At 34.6% G+C, this 24607-nt stretch carries 22 protein-coding genes and 1 riboswitch; of the genes, 16 read left to right on the forward strand and 6 right to left on the reverse strand.

Features of this window, described 5'->3' with window-relative positions:
- Positions 1-25: 25 nt before the first annotated feature.
- Positions 26-1348 (reverse strand): DEAD/DEAH box helicase, encoded by a 1323-nt coding sequence (locus DWB61_RS15475; RefSeq protein WP_156190274.1) that lies wholly within the window; start codon positions 1346-1348, stop codon positions 26-28.
- 143 nt (positions 1349-1491) lie between these two features.
- On the opposite strand from DWB61_RS15475, the gene DWB61_RS15480 reads away from it, so the two are divergent.
- Both DWB61_RS15480 and DWB61_RS15485 read left to right on the forward strand, forming a co-directional pair.
- Positions 1492-2274, forward strand: a complete 783-nt coding sequence (locus DWB61_RS15480; RefSeq protein ID WP_125031825.1) for an ATP-binding protein — start codon at positions 1492-1494, stop codon at positions 2272-2274.
- Positions 2275-2369: 95 nt separating this feature from the next.
- On the forward strand, positions 2370-2945 hold the full coding sequence (locus DWB61_RS15485; protein WP_125031826.1) for a 3'-5' exonuclease: 576 nt from the start codon (positions 2370-2372) through the stop codon (positions 2943-2945).
- 39 nt (positions 2946-2984) lie between these two features.
- On the opposite strand, the gene DWB61_RS15490 is transcribed toward DWB61_RS15485, so the two are convergent.
- The 3 genes from DWB61_RS15490 to dnaA all read right to left on the reverse strand — a co-directional run bounded on the left by DWB61_RS15490 (position 2985) and on the right by dnaA (position 6013).
- Positions 2985-3596 carry an IMPACT family protein gene (locus DWB61_RS15490; RefSeq protein ID WP_125031827.1) on the reverse strand — a complete coding sequence of 204 codons (612 nt, stop codon included), beginning with the start codon at positions 3594-3596 and terminating at the stop codon, positions 2985-2987.
- A gap of 30 nt (positions 3597-3626) precedes the next feature.
- The gene (locus DWB61_RS15495; protein ID WP_125031828.1) at positions 3627-4487 is read right to left on the reverse strand and encodes an EamA family transporter; all 861 of its coding nucleotides are present in this window, start codon (positions 4485-4487) and stop codon (positions 3627-3629) included.
- Between the two features lie 95 nt (positions 4488-4582).
- Positions 4583-6013 (reverse strand): chromosomal replication initiator protein DnaA, encoded by a 1431-nt coding sequence (gene dnaA / locus DWB61_RS15500; RefSeq protein ID WP_125031829.1) that lies wholly within the window; start codon positions 6011-6013, stop codon positions 4583-4585.
- 521 nt (positions 6014-6534) lie between these two features.
- Here dnaA and DWB61_RS15505 point away from each other — a divergent pair.
- The 14 genes from DWB61_RS15505 (at position 6535) to DWB61_RS15570 (ending at position 21044) form a co-directional block, all read left to right on the forward strand.
- Positions 6535-7389, forward strand: coding sequence for an SPFH domain-containing protein (locus tag DWB61_RS15505; protein ID WP_125031830.1), 855 nt, complete (start codon positions 6535-6537; stop codon positions 7387-7389).
- A gap of 10 nt (positions 7390-7399) precedes the next feature.
- The gene (locus DWB61_RS15510; protein WP_125031831.1) at positions 7400-7591 is read left to right on the forward strand and encodes a type II toxin-antitoxin system antitoxin; all 192 of its coding nucleotides are present in this window, start codon (positions 7400-7402) and stop codon (positions 7589-7591) included.
- 122 nt (positions 7592-7713) lie between these two features.
- A riboswitch (cobalamin riboswitch) is annotated at positions 7714-7923 on the forward strand.
- Between the two features lie 112 nt (positions 7924-8035).
- Entirely contained in the window at positions 8036-9184 is a 1149-nt protein-coding gene (locus DWB61_RS15515) for an ABC transporter substrate-binding protein (RefSeq protein WP_158614446.1), read from the forward strand.
- Positions 9185-9226: 42 nt separating this feature from the next.
- The gene (locus tag DWB61_RS15520; RefSeq protein ID WP_125031833.1) at positions 9227-10267 is read left to right on the forward strand and encodes a FecCD family ABC transporter permease; all 1041 of its coding nucleotides are present in this window, start codon (positions 9227-9229) and stop codon (positions 10265-10267) included.
- A gap of 56 nt (positions 10268-10323) precedes the next feature.
- Positions 10324-11343 carry an ABC transporter ATP-binding protein gene (locus DWB61_RS15525; RefSeq protein WP_125031834.1) on the forward strand — a complete coding sequence of 340 codons (1020 nt, stop codon included), beginning with the start codon at positions 10324-10326 and terminating at the stop codon, positions 11341-11343.
- Positions 11344-11740: 397 nt separating this feature from the next.
- A complete protein-coding gene (locus tag DWB61_RS15530) occupies positions 11741-12013 on the forward strand; it encodes an HU family DNA-binding protein (protein ID WP_125031835.1) in 273 nt (90 codons plus the stop codon).
- A 128-nt stretch (positions 12014-12141) separates the two neighbouring features.
- Positions 12142-12822 carry a TrmH family RNA methyltransferase gene (locus DWB61_RS15535; RefSeq protein WP_125031836.1) on the forward strand — a complete coding sequence of 227 codons (681 nt, stop codon included), beginning with the start codon at positions 12142-12144 and terminating at the stop codon, positions 12820-12822.
- Between the two features lie 177 nt (positions 12823-12999).
- A complete protein-coding gene (locus tag DWB61_RS15540) occupies positions 13000-13713 on the forward strand; it encodes a LytR/AlgR family response regulator transcription factor (RefSeq protein WP_125031837.1) in 714 nt (237 codons plus the stop codon).
- A 205-nt stretch (positions 13714-13918) separates the two neighbouring features.
- Complete coding sequence (locus DWB61_RS15545; protein ID WP_156190272.1) at positions 13919-15112, forward strand: aspartate aminotransferase family protein; 1194 nt, start codon at positions 13919-13921, stop codon at positions 15110-15112.
- Positions 15113-15121: 9 nt separating this feature from the next.
- A complete protein-coding gene (locus DWB61_RS15550; RefSeq protein ID WP_125031838.1) occupies positions 15122-15937 on the forward strand; it encodes a hypothetical protein in 816 nt (271 codons plus the stop codon).
- Between the two features lie 91 nt (positions 15938-16028).
- On the forward strand, positions 16029-17993 hold the full coding sequence (locus DWB61_RS15555; RefSeq protein ID WP_125031839.1) for a dipeptidyl-peptidase 3 family protein: 1965 nt from the start codon (positions 16029-16031) through the stop codon (positions 17991-17993).
- A 16-nt stretch (positions 17994-18009) separates the two neighbouring features.
- Positions 18010-18690 carry a DUF554 domain-containing protein gene (locus DWB61_RS15560; protein ID WP_125031840.1) on the forward strand — a complete coding sequence of 227 codons (681 nt, stop codon included), beginning with the start codon at positions 18010-18012 and terminating at the stop codon, positions 18688-18690.
- Positions 18691-18733: 43 nt separating this feature from the next.
- Entirely contained in the window at positions 18734-20155 is a 1422-nt protein-coding gene (locus DWB61_RS15565; protein ID WP_125031841.1) for a RapZ C-terminal domain-containing protein, read from the forward strand.
- Between the two features lie 151 nt (positions 20156-20306).
- The gene (locus DWB61_RS15570; protein ID WP_197091207.1) at positions 20307-21044 is read left to right on the forward strand and encodes a nucleotidyltransferase family protein; all 738 of its coding nucleotides are present in this window, start codon (positions 20307-20309) and stop codon (positions 21042-21044) included.
- Between the two features lie 59 nt (positions 21045-21103).
- On the opposite strand, the gene DWB61_RS15575 is transcribed toward DWB61_RS15570, so the two are convergent.
- Complete coding sequence (locus DWB61_RS15575) at positions 21104-24157, reverse strand: ATP-binding cassette domain-containing protein (RefSeq protein ID WP_125031842.1); 3054 nt, start codon at positions 24155-24157, stop codon at positions 21104-21106.
- A 36-nt stretch (positions 24158-24193) separates the two neighbouring features.
- Positions 24194-24607: a hypothetical protein gene (locus DWB61_RS15580; protein ID WP_125031843.1), complete on the reverse strand. Its 414-nt coding sequence runs from the start codon at positions 24605-24607 to the stop codon at positions 24194-24196.

Genomic DNA, 24607 nt, shown 5'->3' on the forward strand with positions numbered 1-24607 from the left:
TCTATATCTCATGAAGATGATTAGATTAGTAACTCACTGCCATCTTTACCTTCTTTTTCTTGATGCGTTCGTCTTTTAGTTTTCTAAGTAGTTTTGTTGCTGAATTGCGTTTTACAGCTACAAAAGAAGCATGATCTAAAACTTCAACTTTTCCCAATTCATCTTTTTCAAGCTCACCTTTCTTCATGAAGAAACCAACAATATCCATTCTGTTGATCTTATCCTTTTTACCTGCATCTATATAGATGGTTAGCCATTCTGGATCTTCAGGAAGGACAATATTATCTGGGATGATAAGTTCTTCAATATTCTGATTGATGAATTCTGGAAGGTAATCACTATCTGCCATTACAAAATAAGAACAACCCGATGCATCCATCCTTGCTGTTCGACCGTTACGGTGTGTGTAAGCATCTGCCGTTGTTGGCAACTGATAATGTATCACATGTTTAATTGAGGGGATGTCAAGCCCTCTGGATGCTAAATCAGTTGTAATTAAAATATGATGAGATCCATTTCTGAATTTTATCAAAGCCTTTTCACGATCTTCCTGTTTTAATCCTCCATGAAAGGTGTCGTGTTGAAGATGTGAGTCTTTTAGAAGGTCACTGATTCTATCAACGGTATCACGATGATTACAAAACACCAAAGTTGCTTCGTTGCCATTGTGACAAATTAAATTGAACAGAGCGGCCAATTTATCTTTACCATCAGCTCTAACAATTTTCTCGACTAAAGTGTCTTTAGGAGCATCAACTAAGTAATTAATCTCAAAAGGATTTTTTACTCCAGTGAAGTCAGGTATACTCTCACTTTTTGTTGCTGATGTTAGAATTCTTTTTTTGATAAACTCTAATTGTTCAATAATTTGGCCCATTTCTCTATGGAAACCAAGTTCCAGAGATTTATCAAACTCATCTAAAATGATGGTGTTAATACTATCTGGAGAAAAATTTTCACGACGAAGATGGTCAGCAATTCGTCCAGGTGTTCCAATAAGAACAGCGGGAGGAGTAGCAAGGCTGTTTTTTTCTATTTTCATAGCATGACCACCATAGCAGCAGTTCACTTTGAAAGGTGTTGTTAAGCTCTTAAAAACCGACTCTATTTGGATTGCAAGTTCGCGAGATGGAGCTAAAATCAACGCTTGAACGCCATTTTTATTTTCATCAAGTTGATTAAGAAGAGGAAGTAGAAATGCCAATGTTTTTCCTGACCCGGTAGGGGACAGAAGAATAATGTCATCATTCTTTTCCCATGCTTCAATGCATTTCTCTTGCATTGGTTTTAAGGCTTTAATTCCTAGTTTCCTTAAAATCTCTTGTGTGTTAATCTTATTTTCCTGCATGCGGCAAAAGTAATTCTAATTTCCTAATAAATGGTATTTCCAATAATCTAAGCTGATTATTATACTAACTCATTTTAAATTGGCTTCAGAATCGATAGCCTAGGAACTTTCTCTTATTTTTGGCAATCTTAAAGAAAGGAATTATGGAGACTGTTAAAAAAACAAAAACGGAACAGGACAAGAAAGATGAGTGTTTTCAGAGAAAGGTTGCGAAACGAATGGGTAAAGCCATTAGCGATTTCGAACTGATAGAGGATGGTGATAGAATTATGGTGGGTGTTTCTGGAGGTAAAGATTCTCTTGCTTTGCTCGAACTCCTAGCCTTGAGGCGTAAATTTAATAAACAGAATTTTGAAGTTGTTGCTGTTCATATCAATGTATTAGAATTGCCTTATGAAGTCGACCGAGAATTTTTAAAAGGGTTTTGTGAAAAATTGGATGTGCCTTTAATTTATCGTGATATCAATGTTGATTTTGACCGACCCAGTAAAAAGCCAGCATGTTTTCGTTGTTCCTGGCACCGAAGAACAACTCTTTTTAAAATGACTGATGAATTTAAATGCAATAAGCTTGCTTTAGGACATCATATGGATGATGCCATTGAAACGCTGTTGATGAATATGATGTATCAGGGAGCAGTTTGTAGTATGCCAGCCAAATTGAGTATGTTTCAAGGGAATATCATTTTAATACGACCATTGATTCTTTTGAAAGATGCAGAAATGAGAGAATACAGTCGTATTCGTAAGTTTGTATTGGAAAAAGAACTTTGTCCACACGAAGATGTCACCAAGCGTAAGGAGACAACTAAGATGATAGAGCGTATTGCTGGTGATGATTCGCGTATCAGAACCAATATGTTTCGATCAATGAGTAATGTGCAATCAGAGTATTTACCTATTATTCCTGAAAAAAAACTAAACTAGATATCATATTTCTGGTTTGATTCGCTTATTTTTATTCTTCAAAGTTGCCCAATTTAAAATGGGGAACTTTTGGTTTTACACATTAAACTATTTGTATGGCTAAAGAGATATTAGTATTAGATATAGAAACCACTGGCTTTTTGAATCAGGGTGGAAAAATTGTTGAAATTGGAATTGTTAAGCTTGATTTAGATTCGGGTGATGTTACTCCTGTTTACGATTCACTGATAAAGGAGGATGGACTTAATTCTTCTCATACCCGAGGAGGTTTTGGATGGATCTTTCAAAATTCAGATCTGCGGTTCGAAGATCTGCTAGAAGCTCCAAGCCTTGATAGTCAGAAAGAAGAAATTCAGGATTTATTAGATCGATATAGAGTGACCGCTTATAATAAGGCTTTTGATTTTGGATTTCTTAAGGATCGAGGCTTTCATGTTAAGGAGTTAGATTGCCCCATGCATCTTTCAACTCCAATTGTGAAATTACCTGCACCTAATGGTCGTAGAGGTTTTAAATGGCCTAAAGTGGAGGAGGCTTGGGATTATTTCTTTGGAGATACAGGCTATATTGAAGCACACCGAGGACTTGATGATGCCATTCATGAAGCTAAAATTGTTCATAAGCTATATCAAATGGGTGAATTCCCATATACCGTAAGCTTGTTCGATTAGAAATATGAATTCCATCTTTAAATAAAGGTGGAATTTTTTTTATTCTGTTCTGATATGATCCAATTTGATACTATCAATCTTATTAAAGCGTTCTATAATCTTCTCTACTTCACTTTGTCTGATGCTTAAGGTGATTTTACAAGTCAAATTAAAATCCTGATCAATTTGAAGAGGTTCTTCTTCCTTAATAATTCTCATAACATCATTCATAACCAGATAGTCGAAATGAATATCATAGATGTCATTCACCGTTTTTTCAATGATTTCAGCATTTGAAATCGCATCAAAAGCAGCCGTTTTATAAGCATGAATTAAACCACTAACTCCCAGTTTTGTTCCACCAAAATAGCGAACGACAACAATTAAAATATTGGTGAGATCAGACGATAGTATTTGACCTAATATAGGCTTTCCTGCAGTAGATGAAGGTTCTCCATCATCGTTGGCACGAAAGTCCTTCTTATCGGCTCCCAGTATGTAGGCATAGCAATGATGACGGGCATCGTAATATTCTTTTTTGAGTTTGTCAATTTCTGTTTTAATATCTTCTTCACAAGTCACAGGAAAAGCATAAGCAATAAACTTACTTCCTTTTTCTTTATAAATACCCTCTGAGATAGTTTCTATAGTTCTGTAATTATCTGTTTGCATCATGCACCAGTTTAGGATGATTTCTTTTGACTATTGAGCTAATATAATTATCGCAACAAATGCCAAAGCGATTCCAAAGTAGTTAAGCTTGCTAATTTTTTCTTTATAGATGAAAAGTCCAAATATAAGAGATAAGGCAACAATACCAATGTTTACCATGCTAAAAACAACAGAGCTTTTAAATCCTGAACTGTTTAGGGCCGCAATTAAATAATATAAAGACCCAAAGTTAGCGATACCTAAAATACTGCCTCCAATTAAGGTGTTGATAGAAACTAATTGTTTAAGCGATCTTTTTTGAATATACAAGCTGATAAAGCCTGCTACAGCTGCAATAGCAAAAAGAACCAGCGAGAATAACTCTGATCCGCCATTGGTTAAGAAAGTTTCTTGCGAGTATTTGACCAAGGTATCAACAAGTCCTGCTCCAAGAAAGAGTGAAATAGGTAGCCAAATATGTTTGATTTTACGAGTTTTATCAGATGGTTTATACACAGCTAGTATAATTGATGATATAGCAAGTACAAAGCCTAAAAACATCATCAGGTTTACCGATTCTTTAAAATACAAGATCGAAAATAAGAGAGGTATAATAAAAGACATTTTACTGGCTAAACTCGTTATCGTAATTCCTGCTTTTTGAGATGATTTACCAATAATAAAGAATACAACAATAAATAATAAACCAATCAGTAAGGCAAGACCTATCCAACTTTGTTCTGAAAGTTTTTGCAATGAAGTGGATTTATCAGATAGGAGATAACTCATAAGGCCAGCAATAATATAATTGATGACTATGGCAGGAAGAATTTCAATCTTGAATTTTTCAAAACTTTTGAAACAAATAAAGATTCCTGTTGAGGCTAGTATGGCAAATAGGATGAGTAACATTTTCGTATTTAGTTGGTTAGTGTTTCAAAAAAAAGGAGCTGCTCTTTTTAGAACAGCTCCTTGTTATGTTGAAAAAATGGAAGGCCTGTTGGCAATTACATTTTTAATTTTTTATTTATTTCGTCAATTTGAGTTTTAAAAGCTCTATCGGTATCTATTAGATTGTTAACTGTTTTACATGCATGTAGTACCGTAGCGTGGTCTTTCTTGCCAATTTGTGAACCAATAGTTGATAAAGATGCCTTGGTCATTGATTTTGAAAAATACATGGCGATTTGACGAGCTTGCACAATTTCACGCTTTCTAGTTTTGGCTTGAAGTAAATCAATTGCCATATTGAAATGGTCACAAACTATCTTTTGAATATAGTCTATTGAAATTTCACGTTTGGTATTTTTTACCAATTTATCGATGATTTCGATGGCCAATTCTAGATTTAATTCTTTTTTGTTCAGAGTTGACTGAGCTAATAATGAAATAAGAGCTCCTTCAAGTTCACGAACATTATTAATAACATGTGTTGCAATATATTCAATCACATCATTTTCTAGAATAATACCATCTTTATATGCTTTTTGTTGCAAAATACGAACTCTGGTTTCATAATCTGGATTTTGCAAATCAGCTGACAATCCCCATTTAAAACGAGAAAGTAAGCGATTCTCCATACCTTTCAATTCAATTGGTGCCTTATCAGAAGTCAAAATTAATTGCTTCCCCGATTGGTGCAGGTGATTGAAAATATGGAAAAATGTATTTTGTGTTTTTTCCTTACCCGCTAATTCCTGGATATCGTCAATAATCAAGATGTCGATCATTTGGTAAAAATGAAGGAAATCGTTTTTGTTATTATTTCGAATAGCTTCAGTAAACTGAGTTTGGAATTTTTGTGAACTAACGTATAAAACAGTCTTTTCAGGATGAAGCTCTTTTGCTTTTAATCCGATTGATTGAGCCAAGTGAGTTTTTCCTAATCCAGAATCTCCATATAATACAAGAGGGTTGAATGCTGTTCCTCCAGGATTTTCTGAAACGGCCCAGCCAGCAGAGCGAGCCAAACGGTTACAGTCACCTTCAATAAAATTAGAAAAAGTATAATCAGGATTTAGCTGAGAATCGATTTGTAACTTTTTAATACCAGGTATAACAAATGGGTTTTTTATACTTGGTTCCTCTTGAGAAAAAGGATTCTTAACTGGGCGGTTTTTGGTGTTAGCAGGATTGTTTCCTGGAACGATTACAGATAAAGGTTTCACATTGGCCATGTGATTATTCTCCATAACCACGTTGTACTCTAATTTTGCATTAGAACCCAATTCTTTTCTTAAAGTCTTTCTAAGAAGATCAATATATTTCTCTTCCAGGTACTCATAGAAGAAATGGCTAGGTACCTGTAAAGTAAGAATTTCGTTCTCCAACTTTAATGGTACGATAGGTTGAAACCATGTACTGTAGCTAATTGGCGAAACATTATCCTTAATTACGGTTAAGCAATTTTCCCAGATTTGGAAGTGATTATTGTTCATTTCTTGTTCAGAATTTTAAGTCGTTTTAATGGTTAGTTTTTATTGGGTCATGCAAATTTGGATAAAAAAAATCTGTAAAAAAAATGAATTTAAACTTGACTTTTAAAAAAGATGATTTAAGCCTTGAAACATCAGCTGTTAGAGAATGAAAAAAAATAAATAAAAGTTAATTGTCAGTGTGTCAACATATTGTGTTTATGTGTAGTCTTAAGTGTCTGGTTAGTAGAGTTTTTTATAATTCCAAGTTTAATTAATTTAAATAAGAAAGTCTTTATTTGGCAGTTAGCATAATTTAGTATTTTCAATATGTAATATTGTGTGTAAATCATTTGATTTTTGTAATAATTCTCACAGTTGTGAATGATCATAATTTGTCGAGTGAAGAGGTGAAATTTTATTGATAATCATAGTTTTTGTTAGATATTGAGAATAAAACGATTAGCTCTTCGAAAACGAAGACTTGTGCAAGTGGAATATATTTTATAGTTTTGATATCAAAATAATATCAAAAACATATAATTATGACACAGGAAAGAAGTTTTGTACCAATATCAGGCTATTTTGGCGTTTTTTTAGTTCTGATTTTAATTTTAGCTGGGGTTTTTGGACTTGCAGTTATTCATCATCCAGCTTTTATTATTGCACTTTTGGTAGGTGTGTTTATGCTGCCAGGATTTGTAGTTGTGAATCCAAACCAGTCGGTTGTTTTAATTTTATTTGGAGAATATAAAGGAACCGTAAAGGCTAATGGTTTTTTTTGGGTTAATCCATTTTTCTCAAAGAGAAAAGTATCTTTACGAGCAAGAAATCTTGATAGTGACCCAATTAAAGTTAATGATAAGATTGGTAACCCAATTATGATCGGTGTTGTTTTGGTTTGGCGTGTGAATGATACATTTAAAGCGACTTTTGATGTTAATGATTATTCAAATTTTGTAGCAATTCAGTCTGAGGCTGCTATTAGAGGAATGGCAGGTTCGTATCCATACGATAATTTTGAGGATGAACAGGCTGAGATAACTTTGCGTTCTGGTGGGAATGAGGTGAGTGAATTGCTTGAAAGAGAACTTGCAGAAAGATTGGAGATCGCAGGAATTGAAGTTATGGAAGCGAGAATCAACTATTTAGCTTATGCTTCAGAAATTGCAGGCGCAATGTTGCGTCGTCAACAAGCAACTGCGGTTGTTGCTGCAAGATTCAAAATAGTTGAAGGTGCCGTAAGTATGGTTGAAATGGCCCTTGAACAACTAAAAGAAAAAGATGTAATTGAACTTGATGAAGAAAAGAAAGCTACAATGGTGAGTAGTTTAATGGTTGTTCTTTGTTCAGACAAGGATGTAACTCCCGTCATAAATACGGGTAGTTTATATCAATAGTATATAAAATATGACAAAAAAGAAATCCTTTGTTTTGCGATTAAATCCCGAAATTTATAAGAAATTAGAGAAGTGGGCTGCTGATGAATTTCGGAGTGCTAATGGGCAAATTGAATGGATTATTGATAAAGCCCTTAAAGAGTCTGGGCGAATAAAAAAAGATGCTCCAGATTCAGAAAAAATCAATGAGCCTGAAGATTAAGAGAATCTAAAGAGGTTATTGCAAGTCAATAGCCTCTTTTTTAATGATTAGCTATATTCTAATTAAGAATTGACTTCATTCAATGAGAATGATCATTTTGTTTTTTTTTTATAAATATTGCATAGCTTTGCAGTTAATTAGGTTTCCTAAAAAGGAATTAAAAGGGAATCCGGTTTAATGCCGGAGCTGTTCCCGCAGCTGTATGTCCTATTCGTTAAGTCGAATTGTATGTTCAAACGATAGAGCCACTATTTACTTCTCATGAATTTGAGGGAAATGGGAAGGCGTTTGAATGGATAAGCCAGAAGACCTGCCTTAAGATATTTATATTCGTAACTTCGGGAGTTGAGTAACGAGATTATGGCTGTTTGCTTATATCTTCTTTTCTACTTCCCATTCTAATTTTATGCAATGGGTATTCGCCAATTATTGATCCTAAGCACTATGCTTAGTTTATTCTTAATCCTATCTTGTGGGAAATCTGCAAACAAGAAAACTGTTTCTAAATCGGAATCACTTAAAGAGATAGTTGACTCGTCTTTTTATTTTAGATCAAATATTAAGCATGCAAAAGGTTTTACAATCGAAATTCGTGAAGGATATAAAGAGATTTCTGTTCTTGATCCATGGAATAAAGGGCAAGTTTTTCAGAAGTACTATCTTGTCCCTCGAGGAAAAGAGAAAAGCAGCAGTATACCAACCGATGGTCAGATTATTGAAGTGCCAGTTAGAAGCATTGCTGCTCTGTCGAGTACTCAAATTGGGATATTGAATTTTTTGGGTGTTCTGGATAAAGTCGTTGCCGTTTCTTTGCCTGATAGAGTTTATAATGGAAAACTCTCGAAAAGAGTTGAAAGCGGTAAAGTAATCGGAGTTGGGCATGGAGCAACTTTAGATTTTGAAAGAATTCTTGATTTATCTCCTGAACTTGTGATGGTTGCAGGATTTATGAAGATATCCAATGATGAAACGAAATTGATAAATGCAGGTCTGCCAGTTGCTTTTAATATTGAATGGATGGAGAGTAGTCCACTTGCACGTGCTGAGTGGGCTAAGTTTATCGCAGTTTTTTTTAATATGGAGCAAAGAGCTGACGATTTATTTTCTGAACTGGAAAACCGATATTCTAGTATTAAATCAAAAATTAAAGAAGTTGAAGATAAGCCAGATGTTATTTCTGGTTATCATTATAAAGGGGTTTGGTATATGCCAGGTGGACAAAGTTATTTAGCTCAATTGTTACGTGATGCTAAGGGTGAATATTGTTGGTTTTCTGACTCAACACAAGGGAGTATTCCGCTAAGTTTCGAAGTTGTTCTTGAGAAACAGTCTGGAGCCAAAATATGGTTTGGTCCAGCACACTGTCAAAGCCTTAAGGAAATGAAAGATTTAGATGAAAGATATACCTTGTTTCAAGCCTATAAAGATGGACAAGTCTATTCTGTAACTAAGCGAACAAATGAAAATGGAGCTAATGATTATTATGAATCGGGAGTGATATGTCCGGATTTATTGCTGAAGGATGTGGCTAAAGTTTTACATCCAGAGTTGTTTCTAGATCATGATCTGTTTTTTTATCAGAAATTAGACTAAGAGATTGTGAATTTTTACCGAAAAAAATAATTGAATTTAGAAATGCAGAATAAAACAAAAATTATACTCTTTGTAGGTCTTTTTATCTTGATAGCCCTATTTCTAATAGTTGATCTTGTCCTGGGGAGTGTCAGTATTCCTTCCGAAAAAATTATGTCAATTTTGATGGGGGAGGATGTTAAAACATCTTGGAATTATATCATACTGAATTTTAGATTACCTAAGGCTATAACTGCTATTTTGGTTGGAGCTGGTTTGTCTGTCTCTGGATTGATGATGCAAACTCTATTTCGGAACCCATTAGCAGGTCCATACGTCTTAGGGATTAGTTCTGGTGCTAGTTTGGGGGTCGCATTAATGGTTATGGCATCTGTATTGCTACCCGGTGTTTTTGGAGTTATTTATAGTTTTCTTGGTAGTTGGGCTCTTGTAGTATCTGCTATTGCTGGTGCTTCAATTATATTTGTGATTATAGGAATGGCTTCAATCCGTATTTCTGATAGTGTTTCTCTCTTGATTATTGGAATCATGTTTGGAAGTATAACAGGTGCTGTAGTGAATATTCTGCAATATTTTAGTGATCCAGAACAACTGCAAAGTTTTATAGTATGGACTTTTGGGAGTCTTAGTGGTGTTACTTGGAACGAGATGAACTTAATGGCTCCTGTTGTCGTTATAGGGTTGTTGATGTCTTTTGTGTTGATAAAACCGCTGGATGCATTATTATTAGGTGAAAATTATGCTCGAGGTGTTGGTATATCTGTAAACAGAACTCGAATTTGGGTTATTATTAGTACAGCTCTTGTAGCAGGTACTTTAACGGCATTTACAGGCCCTATTGCCTTTATTGGAGTAGCTGTTCCACATATGGCTCGAGCAATCTTTGGGACTGCTAGTCATAAGGTTTTATTGCCTGCTGTTGTTCTTATAGGTGCAGCTCTAATGTTGATTTGTGATATTCTGTCACAAGTTCCAGGAAATCAAACAACATTGCCGATAAATTCAGTAACTGCTATATTTGGCGGCCCTGTTGTAATCTGGGTAATAATTAGAAGTAGAAGTGTTAAGGCTTCTTTTTCATGAAAATAACCTATACAAAGCCTAAGATTTAAATTATTACTAAGAAACAAATATTGATTGTGAGTCAAAATTATTTTAAAGATATATTAGAAACAGATGGCTTGTCGATAGGATATAAGCAAAGGAGGGGTGAGGATTTATGTCTTTTATCTGATCTTAATTTAACGGTTCGAAGAGGTGAGTTGGTTTGTTTGTTAGGCCCTAATGGTTCAGGGAAATCTACCTTGATGCGAACAATAGCAGGATTACAAGCTCCATTAAAAGGACGAACTCTAGTTGAGGGAGTCCCAATTCGTGAACGTAATTTTGGTGAAATTGCACGTTTACTTAGTATCGTTTTGACTGAAAGATTGCAGGTCGGTAATCTTTCAGTTTATCACATTGTTTCTCTTGGGAGACATCCTTATACGTCGTGGATGGGAAGATTATCGGATAAGGATGAATCAATGATTAAGTGGGCACTTGAGCAAGTCGGTTTATGGAAGTATGCAAATAAGTTTATTAATCAACTGAGCGATGGTGAGCGACAGCGAGTGATGATTGCAAAAGCATTGGCTCAGGATACGCCTTTGATCATGCTAGATGAGCCAACAGCCCATTTGGATTTACCCAATCGAGTTGAGATTATGCGATTGCTTAGGAATTTAGCTAAAGAGACCGATAAAGCTATTCTTCTTTCAACTCATGAGCTTGATTTGGCATTGCAAGCTGCTGATATTATTTGGTTAATGTCTAAAAACAATGATTTGAAAATTGGTGCTCCTGAAGATTTAGTTCTCTCTGGTAGTATTGAAGATACATTTAAGAATAAATCATTCAGTTTTGATAGAAAAACTGGGAATTTTATCATGAATTATCAGAAAAAGCAGAAAATACAATTAGTAGGTAATGATGTGATGGGATTTTGGACACAAAGAGCACTTTCCCGTGAAGGTTATCAAGTTACTCGAGAGAAAACAGATTATTGCTCTATACATTTGATTGAGGATAGAATGGAGTGGGAGATTCATAGTAATGGAGAGGTGACCAATTGTAAGAGTATACAAGATCTACTACTTGGCTTAAATACATATTTGTAAGGATTAAAAATAAGCTGTTCGTGTAAGCTTCATACTACTCAGGTTCCCTGAGTAAAGATTAAGTTTAATATCTAGGTGATTACTAAGGGAGTATATAGATGTTTATTCTCGCTCGTGCTTGATAATCAGTGTTCAAGGCTGTTTTGAGAGGTTGTGATACAAACCATTTTTTGTTGAAGAAATTTAACTCAGGCAGAGTTTTTTGAAAAATATATACGTTTTATTACTCTACAATGCTGTGTATATAGGGGGTGTGTATATTATTATGTTGACACTTTAAAATCATAAAAAAATGAAATTTTTATGCTCTGAAATTTGCAAAGCTTAATAAAACCGTTATATTTGTGTGTGATTCAGATAAAAAAACATTTTTATTAACCCAAAAAACTTATAAATTATGAACAAGGCTCAATTAATTGAAGCAATGGCTAACAAAGCCGGTTTAACTAAGGCTGATGCAAAAAAAGCTCTTGATGCTTTTATCGAAACTACTTCTGAAGCTCTTAAAGGTGAAGATAGAGTCGCTCTTATCGGATTTGGTTCATTCTCTGTTTCAACTCGTGAAGCTAGAACTGGAAGAAACCCTCAAACTGGTAAGCCAATTGATATTCCAGCTAAAAAAGTTATTAAATTCAAAGCAGGTTCTGAGCTTGTTGATGTAATTCAATAATTTAAGAATAAGAAATTTTAAGGAGGTTATCTTTTAACCTCCTTTTTTTATATCATTTTGGTTAGAGAATAACCTGAATTTAGAATAGCGGTAGTTTCGATTATCGCTATTTTTAATTTTAAGCAGATATGAATTTTAAACAGAAAAAAGATTTGATTCAATTTCTTGAAACAGTAATGCTTGAAGAAAGAATTGAATTGATTGAAAAAAATGTAAATGAACGAACAAGATATGTTACTGTTGTTCTAGAAAACATATTTCAGCCTCAGAATGCAAGTGCAGTCATGCGTTCTTGTGATTGTTTTGGGGTACAAGATTTACATGTGATTGAAAATTCAAATAAATATGAGATTAATCCTGATGTGGTTATGGGTTCATCAAAATGGATTGATCTGAAAAGATACAATTTTAAGGATGAGAATACGCTTGATGCAATAAACAGTTTGAAGAAGGAGGGGTACAGAATTGTTGCAACAACACCACACACTAATGATGTTTTGCTTCCGGATTTTGACCTAACAAAAGGTAAATCAGCTTTCTTTTTTGGAACTGAACGTAGGGGGTTGTCAGATGTTGTAATGGACCATGCCGATGAGTTTGTCAAAATTCCGATGTATGGTTTTACAGAAAGTTTTAATATCTCTGTGTCTGCCTCACTTGTTTTAAGTCATTTGGCATCCGCACTTCGTCGTTCAGATGTAGATTGGCAATTAACTGAGGAAGAGAAGTTAGATTTGAAATTAGAGTGGTATAAGAGATCAATAAAAAGTAGCGAAAAAATGATTGAACGCTTTAAAAAACATCTGTAATCGCAATAAAATGAACCGATTTGTTTACTTTCTCGCATTATTTGGTTAAGTTTATCTAGTGATAATGATATTTTTTTTCTTCATTCACGAAAAGATTATTAAATTTGGTCACAGAAATTTAAGTGTTCGTAAATTCTTAAGTTTTTATTTTAAAATTGATATAATAAATTTAATCATATGAATTGTGTTGTAATTGATGACGATAAACTTTCAAGAAAAGTAGTTGAAAGTTATATTGAAAGAACAGATTATCTGACACTTATTGCTTCTTATCCAAGTGCAATTGAGGCTATTAATGAGATTAAGAAAAATGATCCTATTGATTTGATTTTTCTTGATGTTGAAATGCCTGAAATGACCGGGATGGAGTTTTTGAATAGTTTGAATACAACACCTCAAGTTATTATTATCTCATCCAAAGAGCAATATGCATTAGAAGCTTTTGAGTATGATGTATCAGATTATTTGTTAAAACCAATTTCTTATAGCCGCTTTTTTAAAGCTGTAAATAAGGTTAATAGCCGTGTCGAGAAAAATGGAAATGCAATAATTACCCCAGAAAATAATGAAATATTTATTAAGAGTAATTCAACTCTTGTAAAACTTCATTATGATGATATTCTTTGGGTTGAAGCGCTTGAAAACTACGTGGTAGTTAATACTTTTACAGATAAGTATACGATCCATTTTACGATGAAAGCAATTGAAGATAAGATGCCTTCTCATCTATTCTCAAGAATTCATCGTTCATACGTTGTGAATTTAAAGAAGATTGAAATGATAGAGGATAATTCAGTGGTTATCACAACTGATGGCGGATCTAAGTCAATTCCTATAGGGAAATCTTACCGTGAAAAATTGATGGGAGATATCAACTTGATGACTCGCTAAGTATTTATCATAAAAAAATATAAAGGGTTTGCACAAGCAAGCCCTTTTTTCGTATCATCTCACTATATGAATAGATTTATTTTAACTGTCGGCTTACTTTTAAAATCTGTATTTTTACATCTCAAGGATAACTGATATTTTTATACGTATCATTTCCTTTTGGCCGGAATTTTTAAGATTTTTGTAATCTATTAAATTTAAGTTTATGATTTCCAATCGACAATTATTTCTACAACACGTTGCAACGACCTCTGACTATCCTATTTCACTTGAAATTGAAAGGGCCGAGGGGATATATATGTACAGCCCAGAAGGAAAAAGATACCTCGATCTTGTATCGGGTGTATCAGTTAGTAATCTTGGTCATGGTCACCCTCGTGTAAAACAGGCTGTGAAAGATCAGGTGGATAAGTATATGCACTTGATGGTTTATGGTGAATTTATTGAATCACCACAAGTCAAGTTAGCCAAGTTGTTGGTTGATAATCTACCCGAGAAACTGGATTCAGTTTATTTTGTGAATTCAGGTAGTGAAGCAAATGAAGGGGCTATTAAATTAGCTAAGCGATATACAGGCCGAAGTGAAATTGTTCACTTTAATAATGCCTATCATGGTAGCACACATGGGACATTAAGCGTATTGGGTGATGAAGAAATGAAAAATGCATATCGTCCACTTTTGCCCGATGTTCGTCAGATTGAGTTCGATAATATTGTTGATCTTCAAAAGATCACAGACAAAACAGCTTGTGTGATTTTAGAACCTATTCAATCAGAAGCAGGCTTAATCATTCCTACCCAAGAGTTCTTAGATACTTTACGCAAGCGTTGTGACAAAACCGGTGCACTTCTAATTTTTGATGAAGTGCAAATGGGTTTTGGACGTACAGGTAAGTTGTTCGCTTTTGAGCATTTCAATGTAATTCCTGATATTCTAACTCTTGCTAAAGCTATGGGGGCTGGCATGCCAATTGGAGCCTTTATTTCTAAAAAAGAAATTTTAGACAGCTTTAAATCAAACCCGATGTTAGGGCATATCACTACTTTTGGTGGTCATCCTGTTTCTTGTGCTGCTGCTCTGGCAGGACTTGAAGTTCTCCTTGAGGATAAGATTATTGACGATGTTAAAAGAAAAGGTGAATTATTTATTTCTCTTCTAAAAGATCATCCATTGATTAAAGGTTTTCGACAGAAGGGCCTTTTTATTGCTGTAAATGTGGAAAATCAGGATGTTATGCTTGAGATAATGAAGCATGCTTACGCACTTGGTATTGTTATGGATCCATTCTTATTTTATCCCGGGGCATTTCGTATTGCACCCCCATTAGTGATTACTGACGAAGAGATTCATGAAGCCTGTGAGCTTTTAATTCAGGCTATGGATGCTGTAAAAATCTAAATGATGGTCTTGAAACGATTTCTTATTCTACTGTTGTTCTTTTGTTTAAGTCACGGCTTAATTGCGCAGTCTAAGTTTGCAGATTCAGAACAATTATTGAATGCTCATTTTGAGGATTTAAAAATGGCATCTAATGACTCATTGAAGTCGAATATTTCTCAAAATATAATGAGAGACCTAAGGAAGAGCCTGGAAAAGAAAGGAAGTTTTACTTATTCTTATAACGAGATTGTAAATTTAGGGAAAGTGACCTCGTCTGATGAGCAGTTGAGAATTTTTTCTTGGAATTATACCCTTGAGAATGGTGCTTATAGGTATTTTGCTCTTCTTCAGAAAAGGGATGGACGAAAAATTGCATTGATTGAATTGCATCAAAACCTGGAGTTGGAAGTCAATATGGAGACTAAGCTTTCAGCAAATCAATGGTTGGGAGCTTTGTATTATCAAATTGTTCCTTTCACACACAATAAAAGAAACTTGTATCTACTGCTTGGATGGGATGGCAATAAGGATAGAACAAATAAAAAGGTGATAGAGATCATTGGTTTTTCAAAGACAGGTGAGCCCGAACTAGGATTACCTGTTATTAATTGGAGAGGGAAACGTTTATCCCGTGTCATTTTTGAGTACTCAAAGCAGGTACAAATGAAGTTGAAATATCACGAGAGAGAGAATTGTGTTGTTTTTGATCACCTTTCACCGTCGGAATCACGCTATATCAATCAATTTGAATATTACGGACCAGATTTTTCATACGATGCCTTAGAATTTAAAAATGGCATATGGCATTTGGTTGAAGAATTTGATGTGAAGAATCTGAATTAATTTTACTTCTCTAAAAATATAATGAACCATTTGAAATGCAGTAGTATTGGTTTTATTAATCACTATTACCGATAAAAATATATCTAAAATTATGGCAGAACAATTTATATATCAAACCGAGCAGTTTGCTGATATTAAAATATTAAGATATCAGGTACCTGGCTTCGAGGACTTGTCTCTTCAACAAAAGGAGCTGATCTATTATTTATCGGAGGCCGCACATTGTGGCCGTGATATTTTGTTCGATCAGAATAATAAATACAATCTTAAAGTCCGACGTACTTTAGAAGCCATCCTCTTGTCATACGATGGGGATAGAGAGTGTGAGGATTTTAAGAAATTTGAGGTTTATATCAAACGAATTTGGTTTTCAAATGGTATACATCATCATTATTCTATGGATAAGATGATGCCAGAATTCACAGAGGAATATTTTGGCGAATTGATTGCTAACTCCAACTATGAGATGATGCCTTTAATGGCTTCAGAAGATGAAGTTGATCTGGTTCTTCGTTTAACTGATGTTATTTTTAGCGAAGAAGAACAAGCCAAACGTGTTGTGCTTAATCCTGGAATGGATTTAATTGAGAATTCAGCGAATAACTATTATGAAGGCGTTTCTCAGAAAGAGGTCGAAGAATTCTACAAAGAATTAGACAAAGGAGATGTCGATCGTCCAATATCAACTGGTTTAAACTCCAAGCTTGTCAAAGAGAACGGTGAGCTAAAAGAGAAGACCTGGAAAGTTGGTGGAATGTATACCGAAGCTATCGAAGAGATTGTATTTTGGTTAGAAAAAGCTCTTCCTGTTGCAGATAGTGAATTGCAGCAAGAGGCCTTGATTAAACTGATTGAATTCTATAAAACAGGTGATTTAAGCGTATTCGATGACTATTCTATCCTTTGGGTTAAGGATTTGGATGCTCATGTTGATGTTGTAAATGGCTTTATTGAAGTTTATGGTGACGCTCTTGCCATAAAAGGTAGTTGGGAATCAGTCGTGAATTTTGAAGATGTTGAGGGAAGTAAACGAACTAAAATCATTTCGGATAATGCGCAATGGTTCGAAGATAATTCTCCTGTTGATTCACGTTTCAAGAAAGATGTTGTAAAAGGTGTAAGTGCCAAAGTGATTACGGTTGCTATGTTGGGTGGTGATTGTCATCCTGCGACTCCGATTGGAATCAATTTGCCGAATGCGGAATGGATTAGAAAGGAACATGGTAGTAAATCGGTGACGATTGATAATATTACACATGCTTACCATCAGGCATCCTTAAAGGGTGGCATGCTTGAAGAGTTTGCTTATAGCGAAGAAGAGATTGCCCGTTCCAAAGCTTTTGGACATCTTGGTGGGAACTTACATACCGATTTGCATGAGTGTTTAGGGCATGGTTCAGGACAACTACTTCCTGGTGTTGGCATGGATGCTTTGAAAAATTACCATTCTACACTTGAAGAAGCCCGAGCCGATTTATTTGCCTTGTATTACATTATGGATGAAAAGCTGATTGAGATTGGCTTGGTTCCTTCTTTAGAGGTAGGTAAGGCAGAGTATGACGGTTACATCCGTAATGGTCTATTAACTCAATTGACTCGAGTTGAGTTGGGCAAAGAGATCGAAGAATCTCATATGAGAAATCGTCAGTTAGTTGCAAAGTGGGTTTTCGAAAAAGGTGCAGATGATAAAGTCATAGAACGCGTAGAGAAGGAGGGGAAAGTTTATTTTGTGGTTCGTGATTACCATAAATTAAGAACGCTTTTCGGCGAATTGTTAGAAGAGGTTCAGCGTATTAAATCAGAAGGCGATTTTGAAGCAGGAAAACTTTTGGTAGAGAATTATGCCGTTAAAGTTGATGAAGCTATTCACAAGCAAGTGAAAGAGCGTTTCGCAAAATTGAACTTGGCTGCTTATGCTGGTTTTATTAATCCAGAATACCACCCTATTTATCAAGAAGGAATTATTGTAGATGTTGAGATCTCATACCCTATGGATTTTTCAGAGCAAATGTTACATTATTCTGATAAGTATTCATTTTTACCTCACGAAAACTAATCTATAAGAGATCTCAATGGTTGGAACGATTGTTAATGTAGGAGCTGTGATTTTAGGAAGTGCTATTGGTTTAGCTTTTCGTTCACGTATTCCCAAACGCCTTTTCGAGATTGTATTTCAGGCTATAGGATTGTTTACAATTTGTTTAGGTCTGGTCATGGCTTTTAAAGCCAATAATATGTTGATAATGGTCTTCAGTTTAGTGACAGGATCCTTAATGGGGGAGTGGATTAATATTGAAAAAGGTACCGAGCGACTAAGTGATAAAATTAAGCACAAGCTTGGCAAAGGAGATGACGCGTCTTTTTCAACAGGGATGATTACAGCCTTCCTATTGTTCTGCATGGGAAGTATGTCTATTTTAGGTTGTTTTGAAGAAGGAATGGGGAAGGGTTCAAGCCTTTTATTCACCAAATCTATTATGGATGGATTTTCAGCAATTGCGCTAACAGCTGCTTTTGGTATAGGCGTTATGTTCTCGTCCATCCCTTTGTTTATTTATCAGGCTTCTTTAACTTTATTGGCGATCTTATTCGGGAATATTATGCCTGATGCAATTATTGTTGAATTGACTGGCATAGGTGGTATCTTAATTCTCGGTTTAGGCATTACTATTCTTGATATTAAAAAGATTCGTGTCTTAAATATGTTGCCAGCCTTGCTCATTGAAGTTGTCTTGTGTTATTTCTTTTTGTAATCAAGAAGCTTTATTTTTATTGATCGTGAAATCATTATTCTTTATGAAGAAAACTATAAAACAAAATATCATCAATCTTTTTGAGCAGTGGTCGGGTGATCAGTTTGTGAGAACAGAGTTGATACCACCATCAGGATCATATCGTGAATACATTCGTATTATTGGCGAAGAGAAAACAGCGATGGGTGTTTACAATACCGATAAAAAGGAAAATAATGCATTTGTAACCTTTAGCCGTCATTTTAAATCCAAAGGTTTACCAGTTGCTGAAATTTTAGCTGTAGATGAATCTAAGGATATTTATTTGCAAGATGATTTCGGCGATACCATGCTTTTCGATTATATCCAAATGGAGCGAAAAGGGGATTATTTTCCTGCTTCTCTTATTCTGATCTTAAAAAAGACGATTAAAGAACTGGTTCGATTTCAAATTGAAGGTCATGAAGGTTTAGACTATTCAGTTGCATACCCACGGGCTGCTTTTGATAAGCAATCTATGATGTGGGATTTAAATTATTTTAAATACTACTTTTTAAAGCTTGCCAAAATCCCTTTCGATGAACAATTGCTTGAGGATGACTATCTGAAATTTACGGATTACTTATTGCAGGCTCCAAGTGACTATTTCCTTTATAGGGATTTCCAATCGAGAAATGTCATGTTAAAGGATGGAGAACCTAAATTTATAGACTACCAAGGGGGAAGAAAAGGTGCTTTACCTTATGACTTAGCTTCACTCTTATACGATGCTAAAGCAGATTTTCCCGAAGCTTTACGAGAAGAGCTTTTAGCTTATTATTTGGAAGAGTTGAGTCATTATAATCATATCGATATTGAAGGCTTTAAATCGCTTTATTATGCTTTTGTTTTGATACGTATGATGCAGGCTATGGGGGCTTTTGGTTTTAGAGGTTTTTACGAAAAAAAGGAGCATTTTTTGCAATCAATTCCTTATGCCTTACGTGATTTAAAAGAGGTTTTACAACATTTAGATTTTCCAGTTCAACTCCCAGAGTTAATGACTGCTTTGGAGAGAGTCTGCGATTCGGAGTTTCTTAAAACGGTTGGTGTGAGCAAAGAGGACAAATTGAATGTATTTATTCAAAGTTTCTCATATCGAAGAGGGATTCATCCTAATGGTTTTGTTTTCGATTGCCGTATAATTGACGACCCTGTTGGCGATATTCGTTTTGAAGAAAGTCATATGAATTCTGAGTTTCTTCCAACATTTTTCAAAGAAGAAACGTGCATGCATGCTTTTCTTAAGTCGATATGTGCTGTTATTGATATTGCTATTGAAAAATCACAAAAACAGCAAAATAAACAATTGGATATCTATTTTGGTTGTGTCGGTGGTCAACATCGATCTGTCTATGCTGCAGGATTTATGGCAGAATATATAAATAAAAAATATGATATTGAAGTTAATTTAAGACATCAAGAACTTGATAATGTAGAGGCTTAAAAGCAATGGGGAAGAAGCGTTGTAAATTATCGAAAACTGAATATGCCGATAAGCTATGTAAAGGCGGAGAGAGATACGTGTGTATAAAGTGTGCTCGTGTTGCTAAGAAAGTGAAAAGGCTTTGTGATGCAAAAGAAATAAAAAAAACAACATGATTAATGCGATGATTTTTGCAGCAGGTCTTGGAACCAGACTGCAACATTACACCAAGAATTGTCCTAAAGCATTAGTTAGCTTGGATGGAAAACCTTTGTTGGAACATTGTATTTTAAAGCTTAAAGCTTTTGGTGTAGATCGAATCGTGATTAATGTGCACCATTACGCAGATCAAATAGAAGCTTTTCTAAAATTGAAAGATAATTTTGGAATGGATATTTTGATTTCTGATGAAAGAGAGCTTTTGTTGGATACTGGAGGAGCCATTAAAAAAGCAAAGTCTCTTTTCATTCCCAATGCTCCCATCTTAATTTATAATGTAGATATTTTGAGTTCATTAAACTTAGAGGATCTTCTAGAAGCTCATGAAAGCAAACAGGCTTTGGCGACTTTGAATCTAAGAGCCAAGAATACCAATAGACATTTGTGCTTTAATCAGCAAGGTTTGTTGTGTGCCTGGAAGAATGATGCCACTCAAGAAGTGAAAAATGTGAATGAAAGTCATCTTAATTCTAGTGCTTATAGTTTCTCAGGAATTCATGTTATTGATTCTAGCCTATTGGATTTGATTGAAGAAGAAGGTGTTTTTTCTATCATCGATTTGTATCTGCGTCTGGCAAAAGATTATCCTATTGCTGGATATTATGATGACTCCGATGTCTGGATGGATCTTGGAAAACCTGAAGAATTATTAAAGGCAGAGACCATTCTTAAAAAATTAAGTAAGGATTAGTCATTTGATTTAGATTAGGTATAAAAAAAAATCCATTCTTAAGAATGGATTTTTTTTGTTTATGTAAGCTTTAATATAATTCTGCGTTCTAATGAATTCAAAAATCGTTTAAATAATCCGAAATATAAGATGAAATATAGCGAGAAGGTCATTGTCCAGATGACAATTAAATTGACCCAATAGGTGTCATATTCCCGATTGAATATCTTTTTTCGAGGGGCATAAAAGTGTGATTTTAAGAAGGCACTTTCACCATCTCTAAAAATGGGATCAATTCTTTGGTATAAACGATCTTTATATTCTACGATACGTTCTATGTCAGTAGTATTTTTAACGAACTCAGTAAGTCTATCGTTATCATACGATTTCTTCATGTTTACGAAGCTATCTTTATCTGGATATTTGCTTTGCAAGGCGAGCAATTCTTCGTCTTTTTTCTTGTTTGCGGCATTATAAAGCATGATATAATGACGATTAAGATCGTTGAGATACATTTTGAGTTCTTTAAGCAGAACTATATTCGTAGGGTTTCTATCAAAAAGATCCAGCTTCTCAAAACTTAAAGGAAGAGCATTGCTTTTAAGTTCGTTATAAATCAATTTCAAATTGGATTGATATTTATCATCAATTTGTCCTTTCAATAAAACTTTTTCACAATCGTGAAGTTTATTTTTCAGGATAGGTAACCAGTAATTCTTTTTATAATCAGCCTGGCTCATAATCTTATCAAATAAATAGAAATTACTTTCGTATTCATTTGCAGTGAACTGTTCTACAGCCAAAGCTTCGTAAGCCCATCGTGCTGTTATGATCTCACCATACCATGGAATTCTGTTAGGATGAGAGATACTAGGGTTGATTTTATCAAATTTTACAATAACACCACTCAATATTAGTTGAGGGATTAATATAAACGGTATTAAGATATAGATATTTATGACCGTTTTAAAGCTGTCTGAAATAACTAATCCTAGCATGTTTGCAAAACACCACGAGCTAAAAAGAACAAGCCAGTAGGTGAAATACATGCCTTTTATTTCGAGTATATAATTGCCAATAATTACGAAAATAAAAGCTTGAAACGCAGATACTGAGAAAAGAATAACAACCTTTGAAAGATAGTAACTGGATCTACTTAGATTAAGGAAACGTTCACGTTTTAATATTTTCCTATCTTTTATTATTTCCTCTGCACTTAGTGTTAATCCAATAAAAAGTGCGACAATCACAGCCATAAAAATATAGACAGGTATATTGCTGTTGTTGCTAAATGTATAGCCCAGTTCGTTGGCTTTATCAATATTATAGAATTTAATAATATACGATAAGATGAACGCTAAAAGGGGTGTTTCTAATAAGTTTATAAGCAAATACTGAGGATTTGCTAATTTCGAAATAAGATCTCGTTTAACAAAAACGTTAAACTGTTTAAGTTGTTTAGGCACTTTAAAACTAATCTGAGGTAGTTCTTTGGCGTCTTTAATTTTCTTTTGAGAAATATTGCTTTCCAGAAATTTTTTACCCCATTGTTCAGGTCTTACTTTTCGAACTTGAGTTGGAATACCATATTCATCAAGAACTTCAGATTCAACCATATTAAAAATCTGGTCAGCATCGATATTGCCACAGGCTTCACATTCGTTGCCGCTACGGTTAGCTTGCTGGGTTTGTGATTTGAAGTAAGTAATGGCATCCAGAGGGTTCCCATTGAAAATCATATAACCTCCTAAGTCAAGAAAAATAAGACGATCAAACATTTTGAATGTCTCACTTGAAGGTTGATGAACAACGACAAATATTAATTTACCTTTTAAAGCTAGGTTTTTTAGGAGATCCATTATTTTAGAAGAATCCCGAGAAGACAAGCCTGATGTCGGTTCATCAAGAAAGAGAACTGCCGGTTCTCGAATTAACTCCAGGGCTATATTCAGTCGTTTACGTTGACCACCACTAATTTTTTTATCGAGAGGGTTTCCAACTTTTAAGTTTCGAGCTTCAAAGAGACCCAGATCGGTTAAAACTTTATAAACGAGTCTGATAATCTGAAAAGAAGAATGTTTATCGAAACAAAGTTTGGCGTTAAAGTAAAGGTTCTCAAAAACAGTTAAAGAATCGATAAGAAGATCATCTTGTGAAACATGACCAATTACCCCCTCGATAGATTCTTTTTCGAGGTAGATGTCGCGACCATTTATTAGAACTTGACCTTTTTGAGGAGCTAATGAACCATTAAGGATGTTAAGAAGTGTCGTTTTACCCGCACCACTTGACCCCATGATCCCAACCATTTTTCCAGATTCTTCTTTGAAAGAATTTTGATGAACACCCTGGTCATTCTCTTTAAATCGAAATTCAATATTCTTAGTCTCGAATACAACACGTTCGCTGTTAGCATCTCGATTAAATGTACTTAAAACATCACTAAAATAGATGGGTTCAATTTTAGGATTACGAACAGAGGATCCTTGAGTGAGAATATGAACGCGATTAGGCTTAAGTGCTAAGCCATTCATAAATAACTCATTTAAACCTTGGAATCGTAATACGAAAAGATCAACTCTAACGAGTCGAAGAATTTTAATTTCCCCTACTATCCCTTCAGAATAGATATGTTCTCCTTCGCGACTATATTCCTTTTTGTTGTTGATTGTTAGGAGACGATCAGATTCTGTAATATCATCAAAATTTGATAGCATAAAATCTTGCAGTCTGATATAACCATCAATTGGTAAATTAAAAGTATCAGCTACAGTTTCAACGAATTCCTTTTCACCTTCAGTAATTTCATCGCCCTCCATTAAGAATTCAAGAAGTTGAATAACGATAATAATTTTTTGTCGAGCTACAAGCTCTTTGTTCATTTCACTGCAGATACGAAGAACACGAACAGATCGAGATGAGGTGACTTGTTTTCTTTTAGATCGTTTATTATTTCTATCGATGGTATCCTTATAATATTCATCGTATAAGTTCAGGTATTCCTGAGCAGAATCTTGATCAAGTTGGCGATATAAATATTTTACAACCATTGCACGGCGTTTATCTCCTGATCCTTCAGGATGCGCAATGATTGCGAATAATTGCATTAAGGCTTTGAGAATTCTTTCGCTCATGTATAAAGAGGAATTGGTAGGATTTAGGTAGAGGTATTACTGCTTGAAGCCAATCAGTAATAAAATTGATCCTGGCTTTTTCGCCTTGGAGATGTATTGAACTTTAATGGTACAATTTAGAGTGCTTTCAAATTCAAAGTCCCAATATGGAGTTGAACCATACTTAATATTGGTGAATAAAACTCTATTTTCTTGATCATAAATGGTGAAGATTAGTTGGCTGTCTTTTTGGTTGCTAACTCCTGCAATTCTATAATGATTTCCAGAATAGAATGTTGTGTGAAATTCGGACGATTCTCCAGAGTTTAATTCGGCTTTGTATTCCTGTCCATCTGAAACAAATGGAGAGTGAAGGTATTTACTACATTCTTTCATTAAGGTATTGTCTTGAGCTAATGTGGTAAAAGCCGTGGAAACAAGTACGAGTAGAAATATATATATTGTTTTCAT

Origin of the sequence: Ancylomarina euxina, from assembly GCF_003863355.1 — a bacterium.
In the GTDB taxonomy this organism is placed as follows: domain Bacteria; phylum Bacteroidota; class Bacteroidia; order Bacteroidales; family Marinifilaceae; genus Ancylomarina; species Ancylomarina euxinus.

What these genes read in the sequence shown, in the direction of transcription:
- DWB61_RS15570 (WP_197091207.1), top strand. Translation starts at nt 20,307, where the DNA reads ATGATTAATGCGATGATTTTTGCAGCAGGTCTTGGAACCAGACTGCAA.
- dnaA (WP_125031829.1), bottom strand. Translation starts at nt 6,013, where the DNA reads ATGAACAATAATCACTTCCAAATCTGGGAAAATTGCTTAACCGTAATT.
- DWB61_RS15555 (WP_125031839.1), top strand. Translation starts at nt 16,029, where the DNA reads ATGGCAGAACAATTTATATATCAAACCGAGCAGTTTGCTGATATTAAA.
- DWB61_RS15540 (WP_125031837.1), top strand. Translation starts at nt 13,000, where the DNA reads ATGAATTGTGTTGTAATTGATGACGATAAACTTTCAAGAAAAGTAGTT.
- DWB61_RS15475 (WP_156190274.1), bottom strand. Translation starts at nt 1,348, where the DNA reads ATGCAGGAAAATAAGATTAACACACAAGAGATTTTAAGGAAACTAGGA.
- DWB61_RS15495 (WP_125031828.1), bottom strand. Translation starts at nt 4,487, where the DNA reads ATGTTACTCATCCTATTTGCCATACTAGCCTCAACAGGAATCTTTATT.
- DWB61_RS15505 (WP_125031830.1), top strand. Translation starts at nt 6,535, where the DNA reads ATGACACAGGAAAGAAGTTTTGTACCAATATCAGGCTATTTTGGCGTT.
- DWB61_RS15545 (WP_156190272.1), top strand. Translation starts at nt 13,919, where the DNA reads ATGATTTCCAATCGACAATTATTTCTACAACACGTTGCAACGACCTCT.
- DWB61_RS15530 (WP_125031835.1), top strand. Translation starts at nt 11,741, where the DNA reads ATGAACAAGGCTCAATTAATTGAAGCAATGGCTAACAAAGCCGGTTTA.
- DWB61_RS15515 (WP_158614446.1), top strand. Translation starts at nt 8,036, where the DNA reads ATGCTTAGTTTATTCTTAATCCTATCTTGTGGGAAATCTGCAAACAAG.
- DWB61_RS15490 (WP_125031827.1), bottom strand. Translation starts at nt 3,596, where the DNA reads ATGCAAACAGATAATTACAGAACTATAGAAACTATCTCAGAGGGTATT.
- DWB61_RS15565 (WP_125031841.1), top strand. Translation starts at nt 18,734, where the DNA reads ATGAAGAAAACTATAAAACAAAATATCATCAATCTTTTTGAGCAGTGG.
- DWB61_RS15510 (WP_125031831.1), top strand. Translation starts at nt 7,400, where the DNA reads ATGACAAAAAAGAAATCCTTTGTTTTGCGATTAAATCCCGAAATTTAT.
- DWB61_RS15580 (WP_125031843.1), bottom strand. Translation starts at nt 24,607, where the DNA reads ATGAAAACAATATATATATTTCTACTCGTACTTGTTTCCACGGCTTTT.
- DWB61_RS15520 (WP_125031833.1), top strand. Translation starts at nt 9,227, where the DNA reads ATGCAGAATAAAACAAAAATTATACTCTTTGTAGGTCTTTTTATCTTG.
- DWB61_RS15480 (WP_125031825.1), top strand. Translation starts at nt 1,492, where the DNA reads ATGGAGACTGTTAAAAAAACAAAAACGGAACAGGACAAGAAAGATGAG.
- DWB61_RS15485 (WP_125031826.1), top strand. Translation starts at nt 2,370, where the DNA reads ATGGCTAAAGAGATATTAGTATTAGATATAGAAACCACTGGCTTTTTG.
- DWB61_RS15535 (WP_125031836.1), top strand. Translation starts at nt 12,142, where the DNA reads ATGAATTTTAAACAGAAAAAAGATTTGATTCAATTTCTTGAAACAGTA.
- DWB61_RS15575 (WP_125031842.1), bottom strand. Translation starts at nt 24,157, where the DNA reads ATGAGCGAAAGAATTCTCAAAGCCTTAATGCAATTATTCGCAATCATT.
- DWB61_RS15560 (WP_125031840.1), top strand. Translation starts at nt 18,010, where the DNA reads ATGGTTGGAACGATTGTTAATGTAGGAGCTGTGATTTTAGGAAGTGCT.